Below are 22,108 nucleotides of genomic sequence, written 5' to 3'. Positions count from 1 at the left end.
GGAAACGCGCATGGAATTCTTCCGCATCAAGAAAGACATCCCCTTCATGCGCCACGCGCTGGTGTTCAACATCATTTCAATGATCACCTTCGTGCTGGCGGTGTTCTTCCTCGCCACCAAGGGGCTGCATCTGTCGATCGAATTCACTGGCGGCACGCTGGTCGAGGTCGGCTATGCGCAGCCCCCCGACCTCGACAAGATTCGTAAGCAGCTCGAAGTCGACGGCTTCGGCGACCCGCAGGTGATCAACTTCGGTTCCGCGCGCGACGTGCTGATCCGCGTGCCGCTCAAGGCCGGCGAAGAAACCGCCAAGGTCAGCGAACGCGTGCATGCCAGTCTGCAGGCGGTCGGCGGCGAGCCGACCATCAAACGCGTCGAATTCGTCGGCCCGCAGGTCGGCAAGGAGCTCGCCGAGGACGGCGCGATGGCGCTGATGCTGGTCGTGATCGGCATCGTCGTCTATCTTGCGTTCCGCTTCGAGTGGCGTTTCGCCGTCTCGGCGATCATCGCCAACCTGCACGACGTGGTGATCATCCTCGGCTTCTTCGCCTTCTTCCAGTGGGAATTCTCATTGCCGGTGCTGGCCGCGGTGCTCGCCGTGCTCGGCTATTCGGTGAACGAATCGGTGGTCGTCTTCGACCGCGTGCGCGAGACCTTCAAGAAAAAGCGCGGCATGACGACGCCCGAGGTGATCAACCACGCGATCACCAGCACGATCTCGCGCACCATCATCACCCACGGCTCGACGCAGATGATGGTCACCTCGATGCTGATCTTCGGCGGCCCGGCGCTGCATTATTTCGCGCTGGCGCTGACCATCGGCATCCTGTTCGGCATCTACTCCTCGGTATTGGTCGCCAGCCCCTTGGTGATGTGGCTTGGCGTGACCCGCGAGCAGTTCGTCAAGCCGAAGAAGGAAAAGCCGGCGGGGATGACCGAAGATGGCGCCTGCGTATAACGCGCAATGAGAACATATGTCTGGGATCTGCCGACACGGCTGTTCCACTGGCTGCTGGTGATCTGCGTCGTCGCTGCCTTCGTCACGGTGAAGATCGGCGGCAATTTGATGGTCTGGCACGGCCGCCTGGGGCTCGCCATCCTTGGACTCATCACGTTTCGCATCGTCTGGGGCTTTGTCGGCTCGACCTATGCACGCTTTGCCACCTTCGTGCGTGGGCCGGCGGCGATCCGCGCCTATCTCGCGGGAAAGTGGCAGGGGCTCGGCCATAACCCGTTGGGCGCGCTTTCCGTGCTCGCCCTGCTCGGTTGTCTTGCCTTGCAGGCAGGCACCGGCCTGTTTGCCAACGATGACATCGCGTTCGAAGGCTATCTCTACCCCCTCGTCGGCAGCGCGCTATCCACACGCCTCACAGGCATCCATCAACTACTCGAAAAAGGGCTGCTGCTGCTCGTCACGCTGCATGTCGGCGCAATCGCCTTCTACGCGCGTGTAAAACAGCAGAACCTCGTCAAACCCATGCTCACCGGCTGGGCCGAGGGTCAATCCGGCGAATCGGCAAGGGGCGGCGGCCCCATCGTTTTCCTCGTCGCGGTGCTGATCGCGTTGGCCGTGGTCTGGGCCGCTTCCGGCGTTTGGCTACCGATGCCAGCCACGCCACCGGCTGGGCAGGCCGCCCCCGATTTCTGAAACTCGGCGGCTTCGGGACGGCACAAACGACAACGGCCGCCCGAAGGCGGCCGCTGGGCGAGGAAATCACGTCCTCTCAGTCTTCTTCCTTTCTGAACTCGTGGCTTCGGCCGGCGCTGCCGCGCCTTGATTTCGCGCCGCGAAGTTGGCCTACGCCGCCAGTTCCACAAAGAGGCTTACTCCTCTTTGCGGAACTTGTCATGGCAAGCCTTGCAAGCTTCGCCCAGCTTGCCGAACTGGGCCTTGATCGCCGCGGCATCGCCGGTGGCGGCGACCTTGGCCATCTCGTTGGCCTGCTGGCCGAAGTTCTGGGCGATCTTGCCGAGCTCGGGGCTACCGAAGAATTCGGATTTCAGACGTGTTTCCTTCCAGCCTTTGCCCTTGTCGGAACCCGGCTGGTAGAGCGCGCCCATCTTCGAATTGGCGATCGCCTGAATGACGTTCGCCGCTTCGACGACCTGCTCCTTGTTGAAAGTGCCTTCGAGATTGGCCTTGATGCGCGCCATGCTCCAGGCCATCGTGTGATAGGCCGACTGGCGCCAGCGGATCTGGTCTTCCATCTTGCCGACGACCTGGGCGGTGGCGGAAGCGGCGATGGCGGCAAGCGCCATGCCGGTGACGAGTGTTTTCATTTTCATGTCGATCTCCTGGGGTGGTTAATGAATGGCGAACTCATTGTATGTCATTCGCCGGTGGCGAAAACCTGCTTCACACGCAGCAGACCTCCCTCGGTGACCAAGGTCAACAAGCGGTCGATGTTCGGATGCTTGCCGGGATGAGCGCGCGCCTCCTCGGCATGCTCGGCGTAGAGCTCCAGCCCCTTCTTCGCCGCTTCCGGGGTGATCGCGCCAAAAAGCTGCGCCAGATGGTTATACACCGCCAGCGATCCGCTCTGACCCGGCTTGTTCTCGATCGTGGCGACGAGGTTGCCTTGCCGGTCGAAAAGCTGCAACGCCGCCAAATGCGAAACTTTCGGCAGCTGTTTCAGATTGTCGGCAAAAGCCATTCAGATCCTCTTCGCCAACGCGGCGGCCAGGCCGAGGTAGCTCGCCGGTGTCATCATCTCGAGCCGCGCTTTCTCGGCATCGGGGATCGCCAGCCCGTCGATGAAGCGGCGCAGCGCCTCCGGCTCGATGCCCTTGCCGCGCGTCAGCTCTTTGAGCTGCTCATAGGGATTGGGCACGCCATAGCGGCGCATCACCGTCTGCACGGCTTCCGCTAGCACTTCCCAGCAGGCATCGAGATCTTCCTCGAGGCGCTGCGGATTGGCTTCGAGCTTGGCCAAACCACGCAGCGTCGAATCGTATGCGAGCACGACATGACCGAAGGCCACCCCCATGTTGCGCAGCACGGTGGAATCGGTGAGATCGCGCTGCAGCCGCGAGATCGGTAGCTTCTCGGCAAGATGGCGCAGGATCGCGTTCGCCAGCCCCAGGTTGCCTTCGGAGTTCTCGAAGTCGATCGGATTCACCTTGTGCGGCATCGTCGAGGAGCCGACTTCGCCCGCCTTGGTCTTCTGCTTGAAGTAACCGAGCGAGATGTATTGCCAGATGTCGCGGTCGGCGTCGATCAGGATCGTGTTGCACCGCGCGATCGCGTCGAAGAGTTCCGCCATCGCATCGTGCGGCTCGATCTGGATCGTGTAAGGGTTGAATTCGAGGCCGAGCGAGGCGATGAAATCGCGTGCGATCGCTTCCCAGTCGAGGTGAGGATAGGCGGCCAGATGGGCGTTGTAGTTGCCGACCGCACCGTTGAATTTGGCCATCATCCGCACGCTGGCGATCCGTTCTCGCGCACGCATCAGCCGCGCGGCGATGTTGGCCATCTCCTTGCCGAGCGTGGTCGGGGAAGCCGGCTGACCGTGGGTACGCGAGAGCATCGGCAGTTCGGCCAAATCGTGCGCAAGCTGACGGAATTTCTCGATCACGCGGTCGAGTCCGGGTAGCAGGATGGCGCGGCGCGCATCGTTGAGCATCAGCGCGTGCGAGGTGTTGTTGATGTCCTCCGAGGTACAGCCGAAGTGGATGAACTCCGCGACCTTCATCACTTCCGCGTTGTCGCGGAAGCGCTCTTTGAGCCAGTATTCGACCGCCTTGACGTCGTGGTTGGTCACGGCCTCGATTTTCTTCACCGCCTCGGCATCGGCCACCGCGAAGCCGGAGACGACCAGATCGAGCTCGGCGAGCGTGGCTGCGGAAAAGGGCGGCACTTCCTCGATCGCCGGGTTGGCGGCAAGCGCCTTGAGCCATTCGATTTCGACCCGGATGCGGTTCTTGATCAGGCCGTATTCGGAGAAATGCGCGCGCAGCGGCTCGACCTTGGCGGCATAACGGCCATCGAGCGGGGAAAGCGCCGTCAGGGCAAGCTGCGCAAAAGAGCGGACATCATTGGCGTCGATCGGATTCATTTGGCATCGTAGGGGAAAGGCGATGGGGGCGGGCAAGGGTCGATTGCATGATTTTATCAGCGCATAGCTTTGCCGATGGTGTGAAACGGCACGTGGGATGATACGATTCGCCGCATCGCATCGTCGGATTCACTTCATGAAACTGCTTGGATCGCTCACCAGCCCATATGTCCGCAAGACGCGCATCGTGCTCGCCGAAAAGAAGATCGACTGCGAGTTCGTCATCGACAATGGCGGGCCCGATGGCAGCGGGCTGGCCCCGCACAATCCGCTGTGCCGCATCCCGGTGCTGCTGCTCGACGATGGCAGTAGCCTGTTCGATTCGCGCGTGATCGTCGAATATCTCGACAATCTCGCACCGAACAACCGCCTGCTGCCACCACCCGGGCGCGAACGCACGCTGATCCGCCGCTGGGAGGCCTTGTGCGATGGCACGCTCGATGCCGCCGTCGCCGTGGTGATGGAAAACCGTCGTCCGGAAAATCAACGCAGCCAGGAATGGATCGAGCGTCAGCGCAAGGTCATCGATTTCGCTCTGGCCGCCTGCGCGCGCGATCTGGGTGAACAAGCCTGGTGTCATGGCACGAGCATTACGCTCGCCGACGTCGCGCTGGGCAGCCTGCTCGGCTATCTGCTGCTGCGCTTTCCCGAGCTCGACTGGCGCAGCCAATACCCCAATCTGGCGAAGCACTACGACAAGCTGATGCAACGGCCGTCGTTTGCCGAGACTGCGCCTAAAGGATGATCCCGCCACCCAGGCAGACGTTCGATTCGTAGATCACCACCGATTGGCCGGGCGTGACCGCCCACTGCGGCGCGGCGAACACGACCTCGCAACGTTCGGCATCGACGCGCTCGACTTCGCAGGCCGCATCGGGCATCCGGTAGCGCGTCTTTGCCGTATACACCCAGTGGGTGTGCGGCGCGCGTCCGGATACCCAGGACAGCTCGCCGGCAATCAGGCGGTTGCGGTAGAGCGCCGGATGGTCGTGTCCCTGCACGACATAGAGGATGTTCTTCTCGTTGTCCTTCGCGGCGACGAACCACGGCGCATCGATCGCATCCTTGATCCCGCCGATACCCAGTCCCTCTCGTTGGCCGAGCGTGTAATACGCGACCCCTTGGTGCTCACCAATGAGGCGATCGTCGTCGAGACGGCGAATCTCGCCCGGTTGCTTGGGCAGATAGCGGGCGAGGAATTCGCGGAAGCGCCGCTCGCCGATGAAGCAGATGCCGGTGGAATCCCTCTTGGCGTAGTTGGCCAGCCCCGCCTGGCGCGCGATCTCGCGCACTTCGCGCTTGTAGAGGCCGCCCAGCGGAAACAGGGTCTTGGCCAGCTGCTGCTGGTTCAAGCGGTAGAGGAAATAGCTCTGATCCTTGGTGCCGTCCTCGGCCTTCAAGAGCTGATACTCGCCGAGGAATTCGCGCACCTGGGCATAGTGGCCGGTGGCGATGTAGTCGGCGCCCAGCTTGAGCGCATGGTCGAGAAAGGCCTTGAACTTGATTTCCGAATTGCACAGCACATCCGGATTCGGCGTGCGGCCAGCGCGGTATTCGGCGAGGAAATTGGCGAAGACACGCTCCCGATACTCGGCCGCGAAATTGACCGCCTCGAGCTCGAGGCCGATCACGTCGGCGGCGGCGGTGGCGTCGATCAGGTCCTGGCGCGACGAGCAGTAATCCTCGGTGTCGTCGTCTTCCCAGTTCTTCATGAACAGGCCGACGACATCGAAGCCCTGGCGCTTCAGGAGCAGCGCGGCGACCGACGAGTCGACGCCGCCGGACATGCCGACGATGACCTTAGCCATAATGCCGGATCAGATCGAGGGGGAAGCGCCTGCCGGCGAGATAATCGCGCACGCATTGCAGCACCAGCGGGCTGCGGTGGCGCTCCTGGCAGGCTTCGATTTCCTCCACGGTCATCCAGACGGCGCGCAGGATGCCGGTATCGAGCGGCCGTGCCGCATCGCGAGCGCCGACTTTTCCCGCGAAGGCAAAGCGCAGATAGGTGATGTCGCCCTCATTCAACCTTTTGGGGCGCGGCCACTGATAGACGCCGACCAGCGCGGTCGGCGTGAAGGCGTGGGCGGTCTCCTCCAGCGCCTCGCGCGTGCAGGCTTCGATCAGCGACTCGCCTTCGTCGAGATGACCGGCCGGCTGGTTGAAGCGTAGCCCTTCCGCGGTTTCTTCCTCGACGAGCAGGAACCTGCCGTCGCGTTCCATCAACGCGGCGACCGTGACATTGGGCTTCCAAATGCGATCCATGCCCCGCATTCTAGCGGCCAAGTTAGAATTGAGGCATCTCAAACCTCCCGGAGATCACCATGTCCATGGCAGACCGCGACGGCTTCATCTGGCACGATGGCAAGCTCGTGCCTTGGCGCGAAGCCACCACGCACGTGCTGACCCATTCCCTGCACTATGGCCTTGCCGTCTTCGAGGGCGTGCGCGCCTACAAGACCGTAGGCGGCACGGCCATCTTCAAGCTCAAGGAACACACCGACCGGCTGTTCGATTCGGCGCACATCTACCGCATGCCGATGCCGTATGACAAGGAAACGCTGATCGAAGCGCAAAAGGAAGTCGTGCGCGCCAATGGCCTCGAATCCGCCTACATCCGGCCGATCGCCTTCTACGGCTCGGAAAAGATGGGCGTCTCACCGATCGGCGCCAAGGTGCATGTCGCGATCGCCGCCTGGCCGTGGGGCGCTTATCTCGGCGAGGAAGGTCTGGAGAAGGGCATCCGCGTCAAGACCTCCTCTTACGCGCGCCATCACGTCAATGTCTCGATGTGCCGCGCCAAGTATTCCGGCACCTATGCCAATTCGATCCTCGCCAATCTCGAAGCGACCGAACATGGCTACGACGAAGCGCTGCTGCTCGACGTCGATGGCTTCGTCGCCGAAGGCCCGGGCGAGAACCTGTTCGTCGTCAAGAACGGTCAGATTTTCGAACCCGAGATCGCTTCCGCCTTGATCGGCATCACCCGCGCGACGATCCACACGCTCGCCAAGGAGCTCGGCTACACGGTCGTCTCGAAGCGTTTGACGCGCGACGACATCTACATCGCCGATGAAGCTTTCTTCACCGGCACTGCGGCCGAAGTGACCCCGATCCGCGAGCTCGACGGCCGCACCATCGGCTCCGGCCGGCGCGGGCCGATCACCGAAAAGATCCAGCAGCTGTTCTTCGACGTCGTCGCCGGCCGCGTCCCGGCCCATGCCGACTGGCTCACCCCGGTTTGAATCCTGGAGACGAGAAATGAACGCCGTATTGGATGAAAAGACCCGCGAGGTCACCGTCACCGCGCATGATCTGCCGCTCGCCTGCCCGCGTCCGGGCGCGCCACTGTGGGCGCGCCATCCACGCGTCTTCCTCGACGTGCTGAAAACGGGCTCGGCGACCTGCCCTTACTGCGGCACGACCTACCGCTTCACGGGCGAAAAACCGAAGGGGCATCACTGAAAATCCTCATCGTCGCGCCGTCCTGGATCGGCGATACGATCATGATGCAGCCGCTCCTGATGCGGCTCAAGGCACGCGATCCGGCGGCCGAGATCCAGGTCTTGGCGCCGGCCTGGAGCGCGTCGCTCCTTACGCGCATGCCGGAAGTCGATGCGGTGATCGAAAACCCCTTTCCGCACGGCAGCTTCGACTGGGCCGGCCGCAGGGCCTTGGGGCGCCGTCTGGCCAGCGCTGGGTTTTCCGCCGCTTATGTCTTGCCGAACTCGTGGAAATCCGCGCTGGTGCCGTTCTTCGCGCGCATTCCGCGCCGTATCGGCCATACCGGTGAGGCGCGCTTCTTCCTGCTCAACGAGCGCCACTCCAAGAGCACGCTGCCACGACTGGTCGACCGATACGCTGCGCTGGCCGGTGAATTTCCCGATCCCACGCCAAAACCCCGCCTGATCTCGACGCCGGAACGGCAACGTCAGGCACGCGAAGCGCTCGGCCTGCCATTGGAAAGCGTAGCGGTGATCTTCTGCCCCGGCGCGGAATACGGCCCGGCAAAGCGCTGGCCGGCGCACCATTTCGCGACTCTGGCACGCCGGCTCGATGCCCCCGTTTGGCTGCTCGGTTCCGCGAAAGATGCCCCGATCGGCGAAGAGATTGCCCATTTGTCCGCAGGTAAGGCTTTGAACCTGTGTGGCCGCACCACGCTCGAACAGGCGATCGACCTCATCGCCAGCGCGCGCGCCGTGGTCAGCAACGATTCCGGACTGATGCACGTCGCCGCGGCACTCGACCGCCCGCTCATCGCGCTCTACGGCTCGTCGAGCCCGAGCTTTACGCCGCCGCTCTCGGCGCATGCGAAAATCCTCAGCCTCGAGCTACCGTGCTCTCCCTGCTTCAAGCGAGAGTGCCCGCTCGCGCCGCCAGATACGCTGCGTTGCCTCGAAGACCTCACCCCCGAGCGTGTGCTCGATGCATTGAACCACTGATGCCCAAGAAACCGATCTACACTTCGCCGCAGGAAGCCGAAGCCGCCTTTTATGAAGCGCTCGAGCGTGGCGACCTCGAGATGATGATGTCCGTCTGGGCGGAGGACGAGGAAATCATCTGCGTCCATCCGGGCGGGCCGCGGCTTGCCGGCTATGCGCTGGTGCGTGAAGGCTGGCGTCACATCTTCGCAGGCGGTCGGCGGCTCAAAGTCCAGTTGCTCGCCCTGACCACGCTGCACAGCCCCTTCACCGCCGTGCATAGCGTGATCGAACAAATCGCCGTGGTCGGCGAAAAACACCTCGCCGCACCGGTCGCCGCCACCAATGTCTATGTCCGCGGCGCGCTGGGCTGGCGCATGATCGTCCATCACGCCTCGCCCGTGCCGCCTTCCAGCATCGGCGATGCGCCGCAGGTGTTGCACTGAGCGTTTCAGATGGCCAAGCCGGGCACGCAACGGAACAACAATGGCGCCAGCCTCGGTTTCGAGGCGGAGCTCTTCAAAGCCGCCGACAAGCTGCGCGGCAACATGGAGCCTTCCGACTACAAGCACGTGGTACTGGGTCTCGTCTTCCTGAAATACATCTCGGATGCCTTCGAGGCCAAGCACAAGGCATTGCTCGCCGAAGACCCGCAGGCGGCCGAAGACCGCGACGAATATCTGGCCGAGAACATCTTCTGGGTACCGAAAGAAGCGCGCTGGTCGCACCTGCAAGCCCATGCCAAGCGCCCCGAAATCGGCACCCTGATCGACGACGCGATGCGCGCCATCGAAAAGGAAAACGAATCGTTGAAAGGCGTGCTGCCCAAAGACTACGCCCGCCCCGCGCTCAACAAGGTGATGCTGGGCGAGCTGATCGACCTGATCTCCGGTATTGCGCTGGGCGAGGCTGGCGACAAATCCCGCGACATTCTCGGGCGCGTGTACGAATACTTCCTCGGCCAGTTCGCCGGGGCCGAAGGCAAGCGCGGCGGCGAGTTCTACACCCCGCGCTCCGTGGTGCGCGTGCTGGTGGAAATGCTCGAACCGTTCCAGGGCCGCGTCTATGACCCCTGCTGCGGCTCGGGCGGCATGTTCGTGCAGTCGGAAAAATTCGTGCAGGAGCACGGCGGGCGCATCGGCGATATCGCCATCTACGGGCAGGAGTCGAACTACACCACCTGGCGGCTTTGCAAAATGAACCTCGCGGTGCGCGGGATCGATGCCGACATCCGCTGGAACAACGAGGGCAGCTTTCACAAGGACGAACTGCGCGACCTGAAATTCGACTACATCCTCGCCAATCCGCCGTTCAACGTCTCCGACTGGGGCGGCGAGCGCCTGCGTGAAGACGTGCGCTGGAAGTTCGGCGCGCCGCCCGTGGGCAACGCCAACTACGCGTGGCTCCAGCACATCGTCCACCACCTCGGCCCCAACGGCACCGCGGGCGTGGTGCTGGCCAACGGCTCGATGAGCTCCAACCAATCCGGCGAAGGCGAGATCCGCCGCGCGATGGTCGAGGCTGACGTGGTGGACTGCATGGTGGCGCTGCCGGGGCAACTCTTCTACTCCACGCAGATCCCCGCCTGCCTGTGGTTTTTGGCGCGCAACAAGAACCCGGGCAAGGGCTGGCGCGACCGCAGAGGCCAGGTGCTGTTCATCGACGCCCGCAAGATGGGCGTGCTGGTGGACCGCACCCGGCGCGAGCTCACCGACGAAGAGATCAAACGCATCGCCGATACCTACCACGCCTGGCGCAGCGAGCCCGGCGCGGGCGAATACGCCGACGTGCCGGGCTTTTGCAAATCCGTCACGCTCGACGACATCCGCAAGCACGGCTACGTGCTCACCCCCGGCCGCCACGTGGCCGCGGCGGCGCAGGAAGACGACGGCGAGCCGTTCGCGGAAAAGATGGCCCGGCTCACCGCCCAGTGGCGCGAGCAGCGGATGGAAGCGGCCAAGCTGGATGCCGCCATCGAGGCCAATCTGAAGGCGCTGGGGTTTTGGAGTGAATCCGCATGAGCCCAGAGACGCTGCGCGCCCTCATCACAGCCGGAGAAACGCTCGCGGTCGAATTCAAGGGCGAGGAGCAAGGACCGCTCAACGACCGCCAGATCATCGAGGCCGTCGTGTGCCTGGCCAATCGCACCGGCAACGACTGCGCCTATCTGCTCATCGGCGTGGAAGACGATGGCCGCATCACCGGCGCACGGCCTCGGCATGGCGCGACGACCGATCCGGCCAAAGTGGCGGCCCTGATCGCCAACCGCACCCGCCCTGCGCTTTCCGTGCGGATCGAAGGCGTCCAACTCGCTGGCGTCACCGTGCTCGCCATCGAAATCCCTGCACAACGGCAGCCGGTGGCCACCAGCGATGGCGTCTTTCTGCGCCGCGTGCTGGGCGGCGATGGCAAGCCCGCCTGCATGCCGATGGATGGCTACGCCGTGCAGTCGCTGCTGGCCGACCGGGGGCTGCTCGATCCGTCCGCGCAGATCGTCCCCGAGGCGCGTTGGGAGCATCTCGACCCGCTCGAGTTCGAACGCTTTCGCCGCAGCGTGCGCGAGCGGCGCGGGCGCAGCGACGAATCCCTGCTCGACCTGCCCGATCTGGAACTCGCCAAGGCGTTGGGCGTCGTGGACGCCAACGGCGCCGTGCGCGGGGTTCGGCTGGCGGCGCTGCTGCTCTTTGGCAAGGAAGACGCGGTGCGCCGCTTCGTCCCCACGCACGAAGTCGCCTTCCAGGTGCTGCGCGGGCTGGACGTGGAGGTCAATGACTTCTTCCGCTGGCCACTGTTGCGGGCAATGGAAGAAATCGAAGCGCGCATCCGCGCCCGCAACCGCGAGCAGGAACTGATGGTGGGCCTGCTGCGCGTGGGCGTGCCCGACTATCCCGAGCGCGCGCTGCGCGAAGCGCTGGCCAACGCGCTGATCCACCGCGATTACCAGCGTCTGGGCGCCGTGCATTTCCAGTGGCAGCGCGACCAGATCGAGATCACCAGCCCCGGCGGCTTTCCCGAGGGCGTGCGGCTCGACAACCTGCTCGTCACCGCACCGCGTCCCCGCAACCCCTTGCTGGCCGACGCCTTCAAGCGCGCCGGCATCGTCGAGCGCACCGCGCGCGGCATCGACACGATCTTCTACGAACAACTGCGCAACGGCCGCCCGGCACCCTCCTACGCGCGCAGCAACGAGGCCACGGTGAGCGCTGGAAATGCACGGAAATGCACGGCAAATGCACGCGTGCATTTATTTGCGCGACGCGTGCATTTCGCGGCCGGGGCCGCCTTGCAGCAGGCCGAGGCCGTCAATCTCGACGCCGCCATCGAGGCCAATCTGAAAACGCTGGGGTTTTGAATGCCACGCTATTTACAGAAATTAGCCTATTTGTGAATAATGTGCACAGCTATTCACGCTGGCGTCAATAAGGGAGGGATAAACCACCATGCAGCGCGGCCCCACGGGCAGCTACCGGATCACGACCACGGTCGGCGAGCAGATCCTGGCCTTCATCCCCGCGCCGCTACCGCCCACGCCGCCCATCGTGCTCGACGCGTCCCGGCAGGCGCGACTGGAACGCGCGCTCTTGGCCTGCGGGCGGCTGGACGCCATCACCGCGCTGCTGCCCGACCCCGACCTCTTCCTCTACGCCTACGTGCGGCGCGAGGCGGTGCTCTCGAGCCAGATCGAAGGCACGCAGTCGTCGCTCTCCGACCTGCTCCTGTTCGAGCTCGATGCAGCCCACGGCGTGCCTTTCGACGACGTGGTGGAAGTCTCCAACTACGTCGCCGCGCTGGAGCATGGCCTTTCGCGCCTGGCCGAAGGCTTTCCGCTGTGCAACCGGCTGCTGCGCGAGATCCACGGCAAACTCCTCGCGCGCGGGCGCGGCGCGGACAAACAGCCCGGCGCATTTCGAACCAGCCAAAACTGGATCGGCGGCACCCGCCCCGGCAACGCCCAGTTCGTGCCGCCACCGCCCGATGCGGTCGAGCCCTGCATCGCAGCACTGGAGCGCTTCCTGCACGCGGAGGACGCCCCCGGCGCGCTCCTCAAGGCGGCATTGGCCCACGTGCAATTCGAAACCATCCACCCCTTCCTCGATGGCAATGGCCGCGTCGGGCGGCTATTGATTGCACTCATCCTGCACCACGACGGCGTGCTCCGTCAGCCTTTGCTGTATCTCTCGCTCTACCTCAAACAGCACCGCGCCGAGTACTACCGCCTGCTCGATGCCGTGCGGCAAAGTGGCGACTGGGAAGCCTGGCTCGACTTCTTCCTCGACGGCGTGGCCGAGACCGCCACCGGCGCGGTGGACACCGCCCACCGGCTGCTCGCGCTCTTTGCTGCGGACGCCGCGCAGGTGCAGATCCTTGGCCGCGCCGCGGCCAACGCCCTGCGCGTCTTCGACGCCCTACGCCGCCGGCCATTGGCGAGCATCGACGATCTGAGCCGGCGACTGGGCTTGAGCTTCCCCACCGTCGCCCGCGCCGTCGAGGGACTGGAGCGGCTCGGCATCGTACGCGAGATCACCGGCAAGAAACGCGAGCGGGTGTTTGTCTATCAGGCGTATCTGGACGTGCTCAACGAAGGGACGCAACCATGAACCGGCGCTTTCGCTTCGATCCTTACTTACGGCTGTTCGAGGAGGCGGGGGAATGAAAAACTCGGCGCTGGCGGGACGGCGGGCCGAAGCTGCGCGGTGGGATGGCGTGAGCGGCGCAAAACAAAAGGAGGTGAGGGATGGGGGGTGAGTGGGTGACGGCCAGTCTCGGCGAGCTATGTGACTTCCGAGCAGGGACCGTCTTCAAGCCTGCGTTTCAAGGGAAATCATCAGGCGAGTTCCCATTCGTGAAGGTTAGTGACATGAACCTTCCTTCCAATACGATACGAATTCAGGACGCGAACAACTGGGTCTCAGCACCAGACCTCAAGGAGTTACGAGCGAAACCATTCCCGCCGGGCACTGTCGTGTTTGCGAAGATCGGCGAAGCGCTACGTCAAAACCGCTTGAGACAAGTTGGACGTGAAATACTCATCGACAACAACATGATGGGTGCCATTCCCCGCGTCGAGCGGGTCGATGCCCGCTACTTCTACTACGCGCTCTCGCAGTTTGACTTCGCCGAGATAGCACAGGGTACGGCGTTGCCGTATTTGACGGTCGCATCCTTGGCGGCCTTGGAGTTCGTTGTTCCCCCCCTCCCCGAACAACGCGCCATCGCGCACATCCTCGGCACGCTGGACGACAAGATCGAAAACTTGCGCCGCCAGAACGAAACGCTGGAGGCGATGGCCCGCGCCTTGTTCAAGGCGTGGTTTGTGGACTTCGAGCCTGTGCGCGCCAAATGTAGGGGCGACCTTCATGGTCGCCCGCGCTGGCAGCGCGGGGAGTCCCTGCCCGGCCTCCCCGCCCACCTCTACGACCTCTTCCCCGACCGTCTCGTCGATTCCGAATTGGGCGAGATTCCGGAGGGGTGGGAGGTGGGGACGCTCGGCGACGTGCTGGTTCAGAGGGTTGACCGGTGTAGCCCCTCGGTCGAGACGCGATCTCGACCGTACGTGCCGATCGAATGCATTGCCGCTCGCTCGCTCCTGCTGGCTGACTGCAGACCGGGCGAGGAAGCACAAAGTAGCCTGACTAAGTTCCGGAGAGGGGATCTCCTTTTTGGAGCCATGCGACCGTACTTCCACAAAGTGGCAATCGCTCCGTTCGACGGCACAACCAGAACAACCGTCTTCGTCTTGCAGCCACGCGAGGCTGATGATTTCTCCTTTGTCGCCTTGCTGATTCACGATGCCAAAACGATCGAGTACGCGACCAACCACTCGACCGGAAGTACTATTCCGTATGCAGTGTGGCAGGGCTCGCTTGAGTCGATGCCAGTCGTCTTGCCACCAGCACCAGTTCGCAAGTCATTCGACCAGATCGCACGACCGCTGCTTGACCGGATTCCGCCGGTGTTCTTTGCGAACCACACCCTCGCCGCCCTGCGCGATGCACTCTTACCCAAGCTCATCTCCGGCGAGCTGCGGGTGAAGGATGTGGATCGGTTCATAGAAAAGGTGGCGTCATGACCAGTCGCTCTGCCAGCACGCACCGCGAAGGGCTCAAGGCCGCTCGGCTGTTGATGGTGCTCAGCAGCATCTCGCCGCTCTTCATCCTGTGGGCGATCCGCGGGAACAGCCTCATACCCGATTTCTGGTTCATTGTGTTTTGCGCCGTGATGGTCGTCGTCCCCAATGCGTTCCTGTGGCTGCGCATCTGGACGGCGAAGAAGCAAAACGACAAGCGCGAGATCACTGTCGGTTCTGCCGACGACCATCGGGACCACCTCCTCGTGTATCTGTTCGCAATGCTGCTGCCGTTCTACTCGGAGGCCATCGGCACCTGGCGCGACCTTGGGGCGACGCTCGCCGCGCTGGCGTTCATCGTCTTTCTGTTCTGGCACCTGAACCTGCACTACATGAACCTGATTTTCGCGGCACTCGGCTTTCGGGTCTTCACGGTTGACCCTCCGGCTGACGGCAATCCGCTCACTGGCAAGACTCATCAGGCAGTAATTACCCGCCGCGAGAGCCTGGCCAGCGGCGACAGGATCATCGCTTACCGGTTGAGCGACACGGTGTATATGGAGGTTGAGTCGTGAAGCTAAATCTACAGTTCGACCTTGCGAATGTGACGGTCATCGAGTTTGGCGTGGGCCGGGACGATGGCAACGGCCAGACGTTCGTCGCCGTGCCGGTGGATGCGGACGTGCAGGGTGCCCTGCGCGAAATGGTGCAGACGACATGGGACGCAATGCAGGAATTCGAGGACGGACCGAAGAAGTACGAGCCATCCGAGAAGCATGGGGGTACGGAGTACCTTTATCTGCCAATGGCGGATGAGATGGCTTCCTCATTACGCGAGCTGCATGAAGCTGCCAACCTGGGCATCGAGACCGCGGCGCTCGACAAGCCGGCCAACGTGTTTTGCTACTTTGTCCGCATGACCGACAAGAATCAGCGGCGGCTGACGGCGCTGCGCCGCGCGTCGCAGTTCAAGGGCGTTCTCAAGAAGCGCCTTATCCGCTTCGTCACGGATTCGCTGAAGCTGATCCCCGACGATGTATTCAAGCTGGACAGCGACTTCGACTTGCTAATTGACTCAGCCAACATCCACATCCTCCGGCCGAGCGGATTCGAGTTCGCTGGCAAACTCCAGCAAGCGATACTGGATGCGGTACCCGCGAACATCAAAGCGATCCGCGAAGACCTCGAGTTTGTGGATTTCGATAGCATCAAGGCATATGCGGAAAGACATCCGCGTGCTGCTCGCTACCTGGCCTCGATTTGCGGGCATGCAGAGACCAAGAACATCGACAAGGCTGCGCTCAAGAAGCTATGTGAGAGCACGGGCGTCGAGGTGAAGGAATCAAACGGAAAGATCACCGTGTCAGCCGGACACGAGATGGGCTTTCTCGAGGTACTGGACCGCAGGCGCTATGAGCTGGAGCTCGTCAAGGGAAAGCCTGAGCGTTTCAAGGCAAGCAGTAGGAAGAAGTTGAATGAGTAACCGCACCGCGACCGAACCCGTTGTCGAATACGTCTGCATGGTGCACTCGCCCGCTACCTCCCATTCTGGGCTTGAGCTTTATTTAATCGTGCCCCTGAAAAGAGGTGCGGTGATGTATGAAATCATAGACGAATCAGTCTGTTACGTATTTAAGCCTATTTTTACCCCCCGCTCCCTCGCCCAACTCCGCGACACCCTGCTGCCCAAGCTCATCTCCGGCGAAATCCGCGTGAAAGACGCCGAAGCCTTCCTCGAGGAGCGCGGCCTGTGAAGCCCGTGACCGACATCATCATCTATGAAACCGGCGAGGCGCGCGTCGAGGTGCGGCTCGATCGCGAGAACCTGTGGCTCAGCCTGCAGCAGGTCGCCGACCTGTTCGAGCGCGACAAATCGGTGATCTCGCGCCACCTGCGCAACATCTTCGCCAGCGGTGAGCTGGAGCGGGAGCCAGTTGTTGCAAAAATTGCAACAACTGCCGCCGACGGCAAAACCTACCAGGTCGAGTATTACAACCTCGATGTCATCATCTCGGTCGGCTACCGGGTCAAGTCAGTCCAAGGCACGCGCTTTCGCCAATGGGCCACGGGCGTGCTGCGCGAGCACCTCACAAAAGGCTACAGCCTGGACCGCCAGCGTTTCGAGCTAAACGCCGCGGAGCTGGAAGCAGCGCTGGTGGTGGAGTCGGACGCCAAGAACAAGGACGTGATGATCCGCTTAATCGAGAACATGCTGGCCCTGCCCGGCAGGGCCGAATGAAGGAGTTGAGGCCATGACCAACAAGTCTTACCACCCGGCAGTTATTCCACGCATTGCGTCACTGAAGGTGCAAAACTTCCGTGCCTTGCGCGAGGTGGAGTTCAAGGACCTGACGCCACTGACCGTCCTTCTGGGACCGAACGGTAGTGGCAAGTCCACCGTCTTCGACGTGTTTGCCTTTTTGGCCGAATGCTTCGAGATGGGCTTACGCCGCGCCTGGGATAAGCGCGGGCGGGCAAAGGAGCTCAAGACGCGTGGCGGCAATGGCCCGGTCACGATCGAAATCAAGTACCGCGAGCCCGCGTTCCCGCTCATCACCTACCACCTCGCCGTCGATGAGCGCGCCGGCAGCCCGATCGTCGTCGAAGAATGGCTGCGCTGGAAGCGCGGCAGTCATGGGCAGCCGTTCCGCTTCCTCGACTATCGCGAAGGGAAAGGGAAGGCCGTCAGCGGCGAGCAACCCGACGAACGCGATGAACGAATCGACATTCCCCTCAAATCGGCCGATCTGTTGGCGGTCAACGCACTCGGCCAGTTTGCGGAACATCCCCGTGTGGCTGCCTTGCGCGAGTTCATCACCGGCTGGTATGTCTCTTACCTCTCCGCCGACAGCGCACGCGGACAGCCGGAGGCCGGCCCGCAGGAGCGGCTGACCAAGACAGGGGACAACCTGGCCAATGTCATCCAATACCTGGCCGAACAGCATGGCGACCGGCTGGAGCAGATTTTCGAGGTCTTGCGCCGTCGCGTGCCGCGCATCGAGCGCGTGCTGGCCGAGACGATGCCCGATGGCCGCCTGCTCTTGCAGATCAAGGATGCGCCATTCAGCCACCCGGTGCTGGCGAAATTCGCATCCGACGGGACGTTGAAGATGCTGGCTTATCTGGCCCTGCTCTACGACCCGACCCCGCCGCCATTCATCGGCATCGAGGAGCCGGAGAACTTTTTGCATCCGCGGCTGCTCCCCGAGTTGGCAGAGGAGTGCCGTGCGGCAAGCGAACGCACACAGCTCTTGGTGACCACGCATTCGCCCTTCTTCGTGAACGCGTTGCGACCCGAGGAGGTGCGCGTGTTGTGGCGCGACGAGCAGGGCTACACACAAACGCGGCGCGCGATCGACCTGCCCGGCGTGCGTGAATTCGTCCTCCAGGGCGCGTTGCTGGGGCATCTGTGGATGGAAGGGCAGCTTGGCGTGGGCGACCCGCTGGTCAATCAAGGCGCGCCGAGCCGCCCGCAGCGGAGTGGTTGAGCATGGCGGCTGTCGCGCATTTGGAATTTTTGGTCGAAGAGCCGTCGATGGAAGCCTTCCTGCGCGCGCTGTTGCCACGCCTGCTGCCGCAAGACTGCAGCTTCGAAGTGCATGCTTTCCAAGGCAAGCACGACCTGCTCGGCAAACTCGAAGCACGGTTGAAGGGCTATGCGGCATGGCTGCCGGAGGACTGGCGCATCGTGGTCGTGGTGGACCGCGACGACGAGGATTGCCACGTGCTCAAGCGTCGAATGGAGTCGTTGGCCCAGCGCGCCGGGCTGCGCACACGCACACAGGCCGCGACCGCGCCTTGGCAGCTCGTCAACCGCATCGCCATCGAGGAGCTCGAAGCCTGGTACTTCGGCGACTGGGCGGCGGTGTGCCAAGCCTATCCGCGGGTGCCATCAAACCTGCCGCGCCAGCAGGCTTTCCGCGACCCAGATCAAATCGCTGGCGGCACCTGGGAAGCCTTCGAGCGCGTGATGCAAAAGCACGGCTATTTCAAGAGCGGTTTGGCCAAAATCGAGGCGGCCAGGGCAATCGGGTGTCATCTCGATCCAGCGCGAAGCGCATCACGGAGCTTCAAGGCATTCGTCGGCGCAGTGATGGAAACGTGCCCAACAATAACAAGGACGTGATGATCCGCTTCATCGAAAACATGCTGGCCCTGCCAGCGCACCAGGGAGGGTAAGCCGTGGCGTTTTTGTCGGAGGCCGAAGTCGAAAGCGCAATGCTGGATCAGCTGCGCGCGCTCGGGTACTGCATCGAACGCGAGGAGGACATCGGCCCCGATGGCCATCGTCCCGAACGCGAGAGTCACGATGAGGTGGTGCTGAAGCGGCGGCTGAAGCAGGCGGTGGCGCGCTTGAATCCTGGCATGCCGGAGGAGGCTTGCCAGGACGCAGCGCGGCGCATGATGCAGTCCGAGTTCCCTTCCTTGCTCGAAGAAAACCGCCGTATCCACCGTCTGTTGACCGAAGGCGTCGATGTCGAGTACGACGCCATTGATGGCACGCTGACCGCTGGCAAAGTCCGGCTCATCGACTTCGAGCACCCGGAGCAGAACGACTGGCTGGCGGTCGCCCAGTTCGGGGTGATCCACGGCCCGCACAGGCGGCGGCCCGATGTGGTGGTGTTCGTCAATGGCTTGCCGCTGGCGGTGATCGAGCTGAAGGCTCCGGCCGCAGAGCAGGCGACGGTCGTGGGTGCGTTCAACCAGTTACAGACCTACAAGCGCGAGATTCCGCAGTTGTTCCATACCAACGCGCTGTTGGTGGCCTCGGATGGCATCACCGCGCGGGTGGGGTCGCTCTCGGCCGACTTCGAGCGCTTCATGCCGTGGCGCACCACCGACGGAACGGGCGTTGCCCCGAAGGGTGCGCCGGAGCTCCCGACGCTGGTCGAGGGCGTGTTCGAACACCGCCGTCTGCTCGATCTCTTGCGCGATTTCACGGTGTTCGGCGAGACCGGCTCGGGGCTTATCAAGATCATCGCGGGCTACCACCAGTTCCACGCGGTGAAAAAAGCCGTCGAACAGACGCTGCGCGCGCTGCCGCCCGCAAACCAGTTGCGCGAAGACCCGGCGCGCTACGGCCTACCCGCGGCGCGCGACCAGAAACCGGGCGACCGGCGCGTGGGGGTGATCTGGCACACCCAGGGCTCGGGCAAGAGCCTGTTGATGGCCTTTTATGCGGGAATGTTGGTCAAACACCCGGCGATGGAAAACCCGACGCTGGTGGTGATCACCGACCGCAACGACCTGGACGACCAGCTCTTTGCCACCTTCTCGATGTGCCGCGATCTCATCCGCCAGACGCCGGTGCAGGCGGAAAGCCGCGAGCATCTCCAGGCGCTGCTCGACCGGGCTGCGGGCGGGGTGATTTTCACGACCTTGCAGAAATTCGGTCCCGTAGGGGCAGGTGTCGTGCCTGCCCGAGATCGGGCAACCACGACGGATCGGGCAACCACAAGGGTTGCCCCTACGGATGCCGTGGATGGGGCAACCACCGTAGGGGCAGGTCTCGTGCCTGCCCCAGGTCTCGTGCCTGCCCCCAATGGGGCGACCACGAGGGTCGCCCCTACGTTGACGACGCGCCGCAACGTCGTGGTGATTGCCGATGAGGCGCACCGCAGCCAGTACGGCTTCAAGGCCAAGGTGGACGCCAAGACGGGCGAGATTTCCTACGGTTTTGCCAAGTACCTGCGCGATGCGCTGCCGAATGCTTCCTTCATCGGCTTTACCGGCACGCCGATCGAGGCGGACGACGTCAACACCCCTGCGGTATTCGGCCACTACATCGACATTTACGACATCAGCCGCGCGGTCGAAGATGGCGCCACGGTGCCGATCTACTACGAGTCCAGACTCGCGCGCATCGAGCTGGACGAAGACGAAAAGCCCAAGATCGATGCCGAAATCGAGGAGATTTTGGAAGACGAGGAGGAGCCATCCCGGGAGCGCATCAAGCAAAAGTGGGCGACGGTGGAGGCACTGGTGGGCGCGGATAAACGCTTGCGCCAGGTCGCAGAGGACATCGTCCGCCACTTCGAGGACCGGGTGGCGGCGCTGGAGGGCAAGGCGATGATCGTCTGCATGAGCCGGCGCATCTGCGTGAAGCTCTACGACGAGATCGTCAAACTGCGCCCCGACTGGCACAGCGACGATGACCACGCAGGCAGCGTCAAGATCGTGATGACCGGGGCGGCGAGCGATCCGCCCGAGTGGCAGCGGCACATCGGCAACCAGGCGCGGCGCGATCTCTTGGCGAAGCGCGCCCGCGACCCCAAAGACCCTTTGAAGCTCGTGATCGTGCGCGACATGTGGCTCACGGGGTTCGACGCGCCGTGCATGCACACGATGTACGTGGACAAGCCGATGCGCGGCCACGGGCTGATGCAGGCCATTGCCCGCGTCAACCGCGTGTTCCGCGACAAGCCCGCGGGATTGATCGTCGATTACATCGGCATCGCGCAGAACCTGAAGAACGCACTTGCCCGATACTCGCCGCGCGACCGCGAGCAGACCGGCATCGACGAGGCCGAGGCCGTCGCGGTGCTGCTGGAAAAGCTCGAGGTCGTGCGCGATATGTTCTTCGGCTTCGACTACCGCAGTGCGCTCGATGGCCCACCCCATCAGCGGCTGGCGATGATGGCCGACGCCATCGAGTGGATTCTGGAGCGCCAGCAGCACTGGGCGGCGCAGGAGACGACGCCGGAAGGCAAGAAGGCCGCGCACCGGCGCTTTCTCGATGCGGTGCTGGCCTTGTCCAAGGCGTTCGCGCTGGCCGCAAGCTCCGATGAAGCGCGCGCCATCCGCGAGGAGGTAGGCTTCTTCCAGGCCATCCGCGCCGCGCTGGTCAAGAGTCGCACGGGCGCAGGCAGAACCCAGCAAGAGCGCGAGTGGGCGATCCAGCAAATCGTCAGCCGCGCGGTGGTTTCGACCGAGATCGTGGACATCCTCCAGGCCGCAGGTATCCAGAGCCCGGACATCTCCATCCTCTCCGACGAGTTCCTCGCCGAAGTGCAGCAGATGGAGAAGAAGAACCTGGCGCTGGAAGCCTTGAAGAAGCTGATCAATGACGGCATTCGCTCGCGCAGCAAGGCCAACATCGTCGAGACGCGGGCGTTTTCCCAACGATTGGAAGATGCGGTGGCGCGTTATCACGCCAACGCCATCACCACGGCCGAGGTGTTGCAGGAGCTGATCCAGCTGGCTCGCGACATTCGCGCGGCCCGCAGCCGCGGCGAGGAGCAGGGCTTGTCCGACGAGGAAATCGCCTTCTACGACGCCTTGGCCGAAAACGAATCCGCCGTGCAGGTGATGGGCGACGAGAAGCTGCGCGTCATCGCCCACGAGCTGTTGGTATCCTTGCGCGAGAACGTCACCGTGGACTGGGCGCACCGCGAATCGGCCCGTGCGCGGCTCAGAGTGCTGGTCAAGCGCATCCTGCGCAAATACGGCTACCCGCCCGATCTGCAGGATGCTGCGGTGCAGACGGTGCTGGCGCAGGCCGAGACGCTCTCGTCCACCTGGGTCTTGTCCGAACAGGCGCGCAGCGCACCCAACTCCATTTGAAA

General features: G+C 63.3%; 23 protein-coding genes. 18 read left to right on the top strand and 5 right to left on the bottom strand.

Going from position 1 to position 22,108, the window contains the following annotated elements; genetic code table 11:
* The first annotated feature begins 10 nt into the window (after window positions 1–10).
* Together secF and EL335_RS03425 are read left to right on the top strand one after the other, a co-directional pair.
* The gene (gene secF / locus EL335_RS03430) at window positions 11–958 is read left to right on the top strand and encodes a protein translocase subunit SecF (protein WP_126444255.1); all 948 of its coding nucleotides are present in this window, start codon (window positions 11–13) and stop codon (window positions 956–958) included.
* Window positions 959–964: 6 nt separating this feature from the next.
* Complete coding sequence (locus EL335_RS03425) at window positions 965–1,648, top strand: cytochrome b/b6 domain-containing protein (protein WP_126444254.1); 684 nt, start codon at window positions 965–967, stop codon at window positions 1,646–1,648.
* Between the two features lie 176 nt (window positions 1,649–1,824).
* Here the strand turns inward: EL335_RS03425 and EL335_RS03420 are convergent, their stop codons facing one another.
* Genes EL335_RS03420 through purB form a run of 3 tightly spaced genes read right to left on the bottom strand, consistent with a single transcriptional unit; the run spans window position 1,825 to window position 4,055 of the window.
* Window positions 1,825–2,286: a c-type cytochrome gene (locus EL335_RS03420; protein WP_126444253.1), complete on the bottom strand. Its 462-nt coding sequence runs from the start codon at window positions 2,284–2,286 to the stop codon at window positions 1,825–1,827.
* Window positions 2,287–2,330: 44 nt separating this feature from the next.
* Window positions 2,331–2,654 carry a DUF2322 family protein gene (locus EL335_RS03415; protein WP_126444252.1) on the bottom strand — a complete coding sequence of 108 codons (324 nt, stop codon included), beginning with the start codon at window positions 2,652–2,654 and terminating at the stop codon, window positions 2,331–2,333.
* Window positions 2,655–4,055, bottom strand: coding sequence for an adenylosuccinate lyase (gene purB / locus EL335_RS03410; protein WP_126444251.1), 1,401 nt, complete (start codon window positions 4,053–4,055; stop codon window positions 2,655–2,657).
* A gap of 136 nt (window positions 4,056–4,191) precedes the next feature.
* On the opposite strand from purB, the gene EL335_RS03405 reads away from it, so the two are divergent.
* Window positions 4,192–4,800: a glutathione S-transferase N-terminal domain-containing protein gene (locus EL335_RS03405; protein ID WP_126444250.1), complete on the top strand. Its 609-nt coding sequence runs from the start codon at window positions 4,192–4,194 to the stop codon at window positions 4,798–4,800.
* On the opposite strand, the gene mnmA is transcribed toward EL335_RS03405, so the two are convergent.
* The gene (gene mnmA / locus EL335_RS03400) at window positions 4,790–5,863 is read right to left on the bottom strand and encodes a tRNA 2-thiouridine(34) synthase MnmA (protein ID WP_126444249.1); all 1,074 of its coding nucleotides are present in this window, start codon (window positions 5,861–5,863) and stop codon (window positions 4,790–4,792) included. The two genes, EL335_RS03405 and mnmA, sit on opposite strands and share 11 nt — an antisense overlap.
* Window positions 5,856–6,320 carry an NUDIX hydrolase gene (locus EL335_RS03395; RefSeq protein ID WP_126444248.1) on the bottom strand — a complete coding sequence of 155 codons (465 nt, stop codon included), beginning with the start codon at window positions 6,318–6,320 and terminating at the stop codon, window positions 5,856–5,858. The genes mnmA and EL335_RS03395 overlap by 8 nt, the downstream gene beginning before the upstream one ends.
* Before the next feature lie 59 nt (window positions 6,321–6,379).
* Here EL335_RS03395 and EL335_RS03390 point away from each other — a divergent pair, with 59 nt between their 5' ends.
* From EL335_RS03390 to EL335_RS03320, 15 genes are all read left to right on the top strand, one after another.
* On the top strand, window positions 6,380–7,300 hold the full coding sequence (locus EL335_RS03390) for a branched-chain amino acid transaminase (RefSeq protein WP_126444247.1): 921 nt from the start codon (window positions 6,380–6,382) through the stop codon (window positions 7,298–7,300).
* Window positions 7,301–7,316: 16 nt separating this feature from the next.
* Complete coding sequence (locus EL335_RS03385; protein WP_126444246.1) at window positions 7,317–7,520, top strand: zinc-finger domain-containing protein; 204 nt, start codon at window positions 7,317–7,319, stop codon at window positions 7,518–7,520.
* On the top strand, window positions 7,460–8,497 hold the full coding sequence (gene waaF / locus EL335_RS03380; RefSeq protein WP_348541428.1) for a lipopolysaccharide heptosyltransferase II: 1,038 nt from the start codon (window positions 7,460–7,462) through the stop codon (window positions 8,495–8,497). Before EL335_RS03385 ends, waaF begins: the two co-directional genes overlap by 61 nt.
* Window positions 8,497–8,922 (top strand): YybH family protein, encoded by a 426-nt coding sequence (locus EL335_RS03375; RefSeq protein WP_126444245.1) that lies wholly within the window; start codon window positions 8,497–8,499, stop codon window positions 8,920–8,922. The genes waaF and EL335_RS03375 overlap by 1 nt, the downstream gene beginning before the upstream one ends.
* A 9-nt stretch (window positions 8,923–8,931) precedes the next feature.
* The gene (locus EL335_RS03370) at window positions 8,932–10,497 is read left to right on the top strand and encodes a class I SAM-dependent DNA methyltransferase (protein WP_126444244.1); all 1,566 of its coding nucleotides are present in this window, start codon (window positions 8,932–8,934) and stop codon (window positions 10,495–10,497) included.
* Complete coding sequence (locus EL335_RS03365) at window positions 10,494–11,828, top strand: RNA/DNA-binding domain-containing protein (protein WP_284155429.1); 1,335 nt, start codon at window positions 10,494–10,496, stop codon at window positions 11,826–11,828. Before EL335_RS03370 ends, EL335_RS03365 begins: the two co-directional genes overlap by 4 nt.
* A gap of 88 nt (window positions 11,829–11,916) precedes the next feature.
* The gene (locus tag EL335_RS03360; protein ID WP_126444243.1) at window positions 11,917–13,074 is read left to right on the top strand and encodes a Fic family protein; all 1,158 of its coding nucleotides are present in this window, start codon (window positions 11,917–11,919) and stop codon (window positions 13,072–13,074) included.
* Window positions 13,075–13,211: 137 nt separating this feature from the next.
* A complete protein-coding gene (locus EL335_RS03355) occupies window positions 13,212–14,546 on the top strand; it encodes a restriction endonuclease subunit S (RefSeq protein ID WP_126444242.1) in 1,335 nt (444 codons plus the stop codon).
* Window positions 14,543–15,118 (top strand): hypothetical protein, encoded by a 576-nt coding sequence (locus EL335_RS03350; protein ID WP_126444241.1) that lies wholly within the window; start codon window positions 14,543–14,545, stop codon window positions 15,116–15,118. The genes EL335_RS03355 and EL335_RS03350 overlap by 4 nt, the downstream gene beginning before the upstream one ends.
* Window positions 15,115–16,026 carry a Kiwa anti-phage protein KwaB-like domain-containing protein gene (locus EL335_RS03345; protein WP_126444240.1) on the top strand — a complete coding sequence of 304 codons (912 nt, stop codon included), beginning with the start codon at window positions 15,115–15,117 and terminating at the stop codon, window positions 16,024–16,026. Before EL335_RS03350 ends, EL335_RS03345 begins: the two co-directional genes overlap by 4 nt.
* Window positions 16,019–16,297 carry a restriction endonuclease subunit S gene (locus tag EL335_RS03340; protein WP_284155428.1) on the top strand — a complete coding sequence of 93 codons (279 nt, stop codon included), beginning with the start codon at window positions 16,019–16,021 and terminating at the stop codon, window positions 16,295–16,297. The genes EL335_RS03345 and EL335_RS03340 overlap by 8 nt, the downstream gene beginning before the upstream one ends.
* The gene (locus EL335_RS03335; RefSeq protein ID WP_126444239.1) at window positions 16,294–16,782 is read left to right on the top strand and encodes a virulence RhuM family protein; all 489 of its coding nucleotides are present in this window, start codon (window positions 16,294–16,296) and stop codon (window positions 16,780–16,782) included. Before EL335_RS03340 ends, EL335_RS03335 begins: the two co-directional genes overlap by 4 nt.
* 13 nt (window positions 16,783–16,795) lie before the next feature.
* On the top strand, window positions 16,796–18,031 hold the full coding sequence (locus tag EL335_RS03330) for an AAA family ATPase (RefSeq protein ID WP_126444238.1): 1,236 nt from the start codon (window positions 16,796–16,798) through the stop codon (window positions 18,029–18,031).
* A 2-nt stretch (window positions 18,032–18,033) separates the two neighbouring features.
* Window positions 18,034–18,669, top strand: coding sequence for a DUF4276 family protein (locus tag EL335_RS03325; RefSeq protein WP_126444237.1), 636 nt, complete (start codon window positions 18,034–18,036; stop codon window positions 18,667–18,669).
* A gap of 56 nt (window positions 18,670–18,725) precedes the next feature.
* Window positions 18,726–22,106 carry a type I restriction endonuclease subunit R gene (locus EL335_RS03320; protein ID WP_126444236.1) on the top strand — a complete coding sequence of 1,127 codons (3,381 nt, stop codon included), beginning with the start codon at window positions 18,726–18,728 and terminating at the stop codon, window positions 22,104–22,106.
* The last annotated feature ends 2 nt before the right edge of the window (window positions 22,107–22,108 follow it).

Source organism: Sulfuricystis multivorans (assembly GCF_003966565.1).
In the GTDB taxonomy this organism is placed as follows: domain Bacteria; phylum Pseudomonadota; class Gammaproteobacteria; order Burkholderiales; family Rhodocyclaceae; genus Sulfuricystis; species Sulfuricystis multivorans.
The sequence above is the reverse complement of the archived record's forward strand: the minus strand, read 5'-3'. Positions and strand labels throughout refer to the sequence as shown.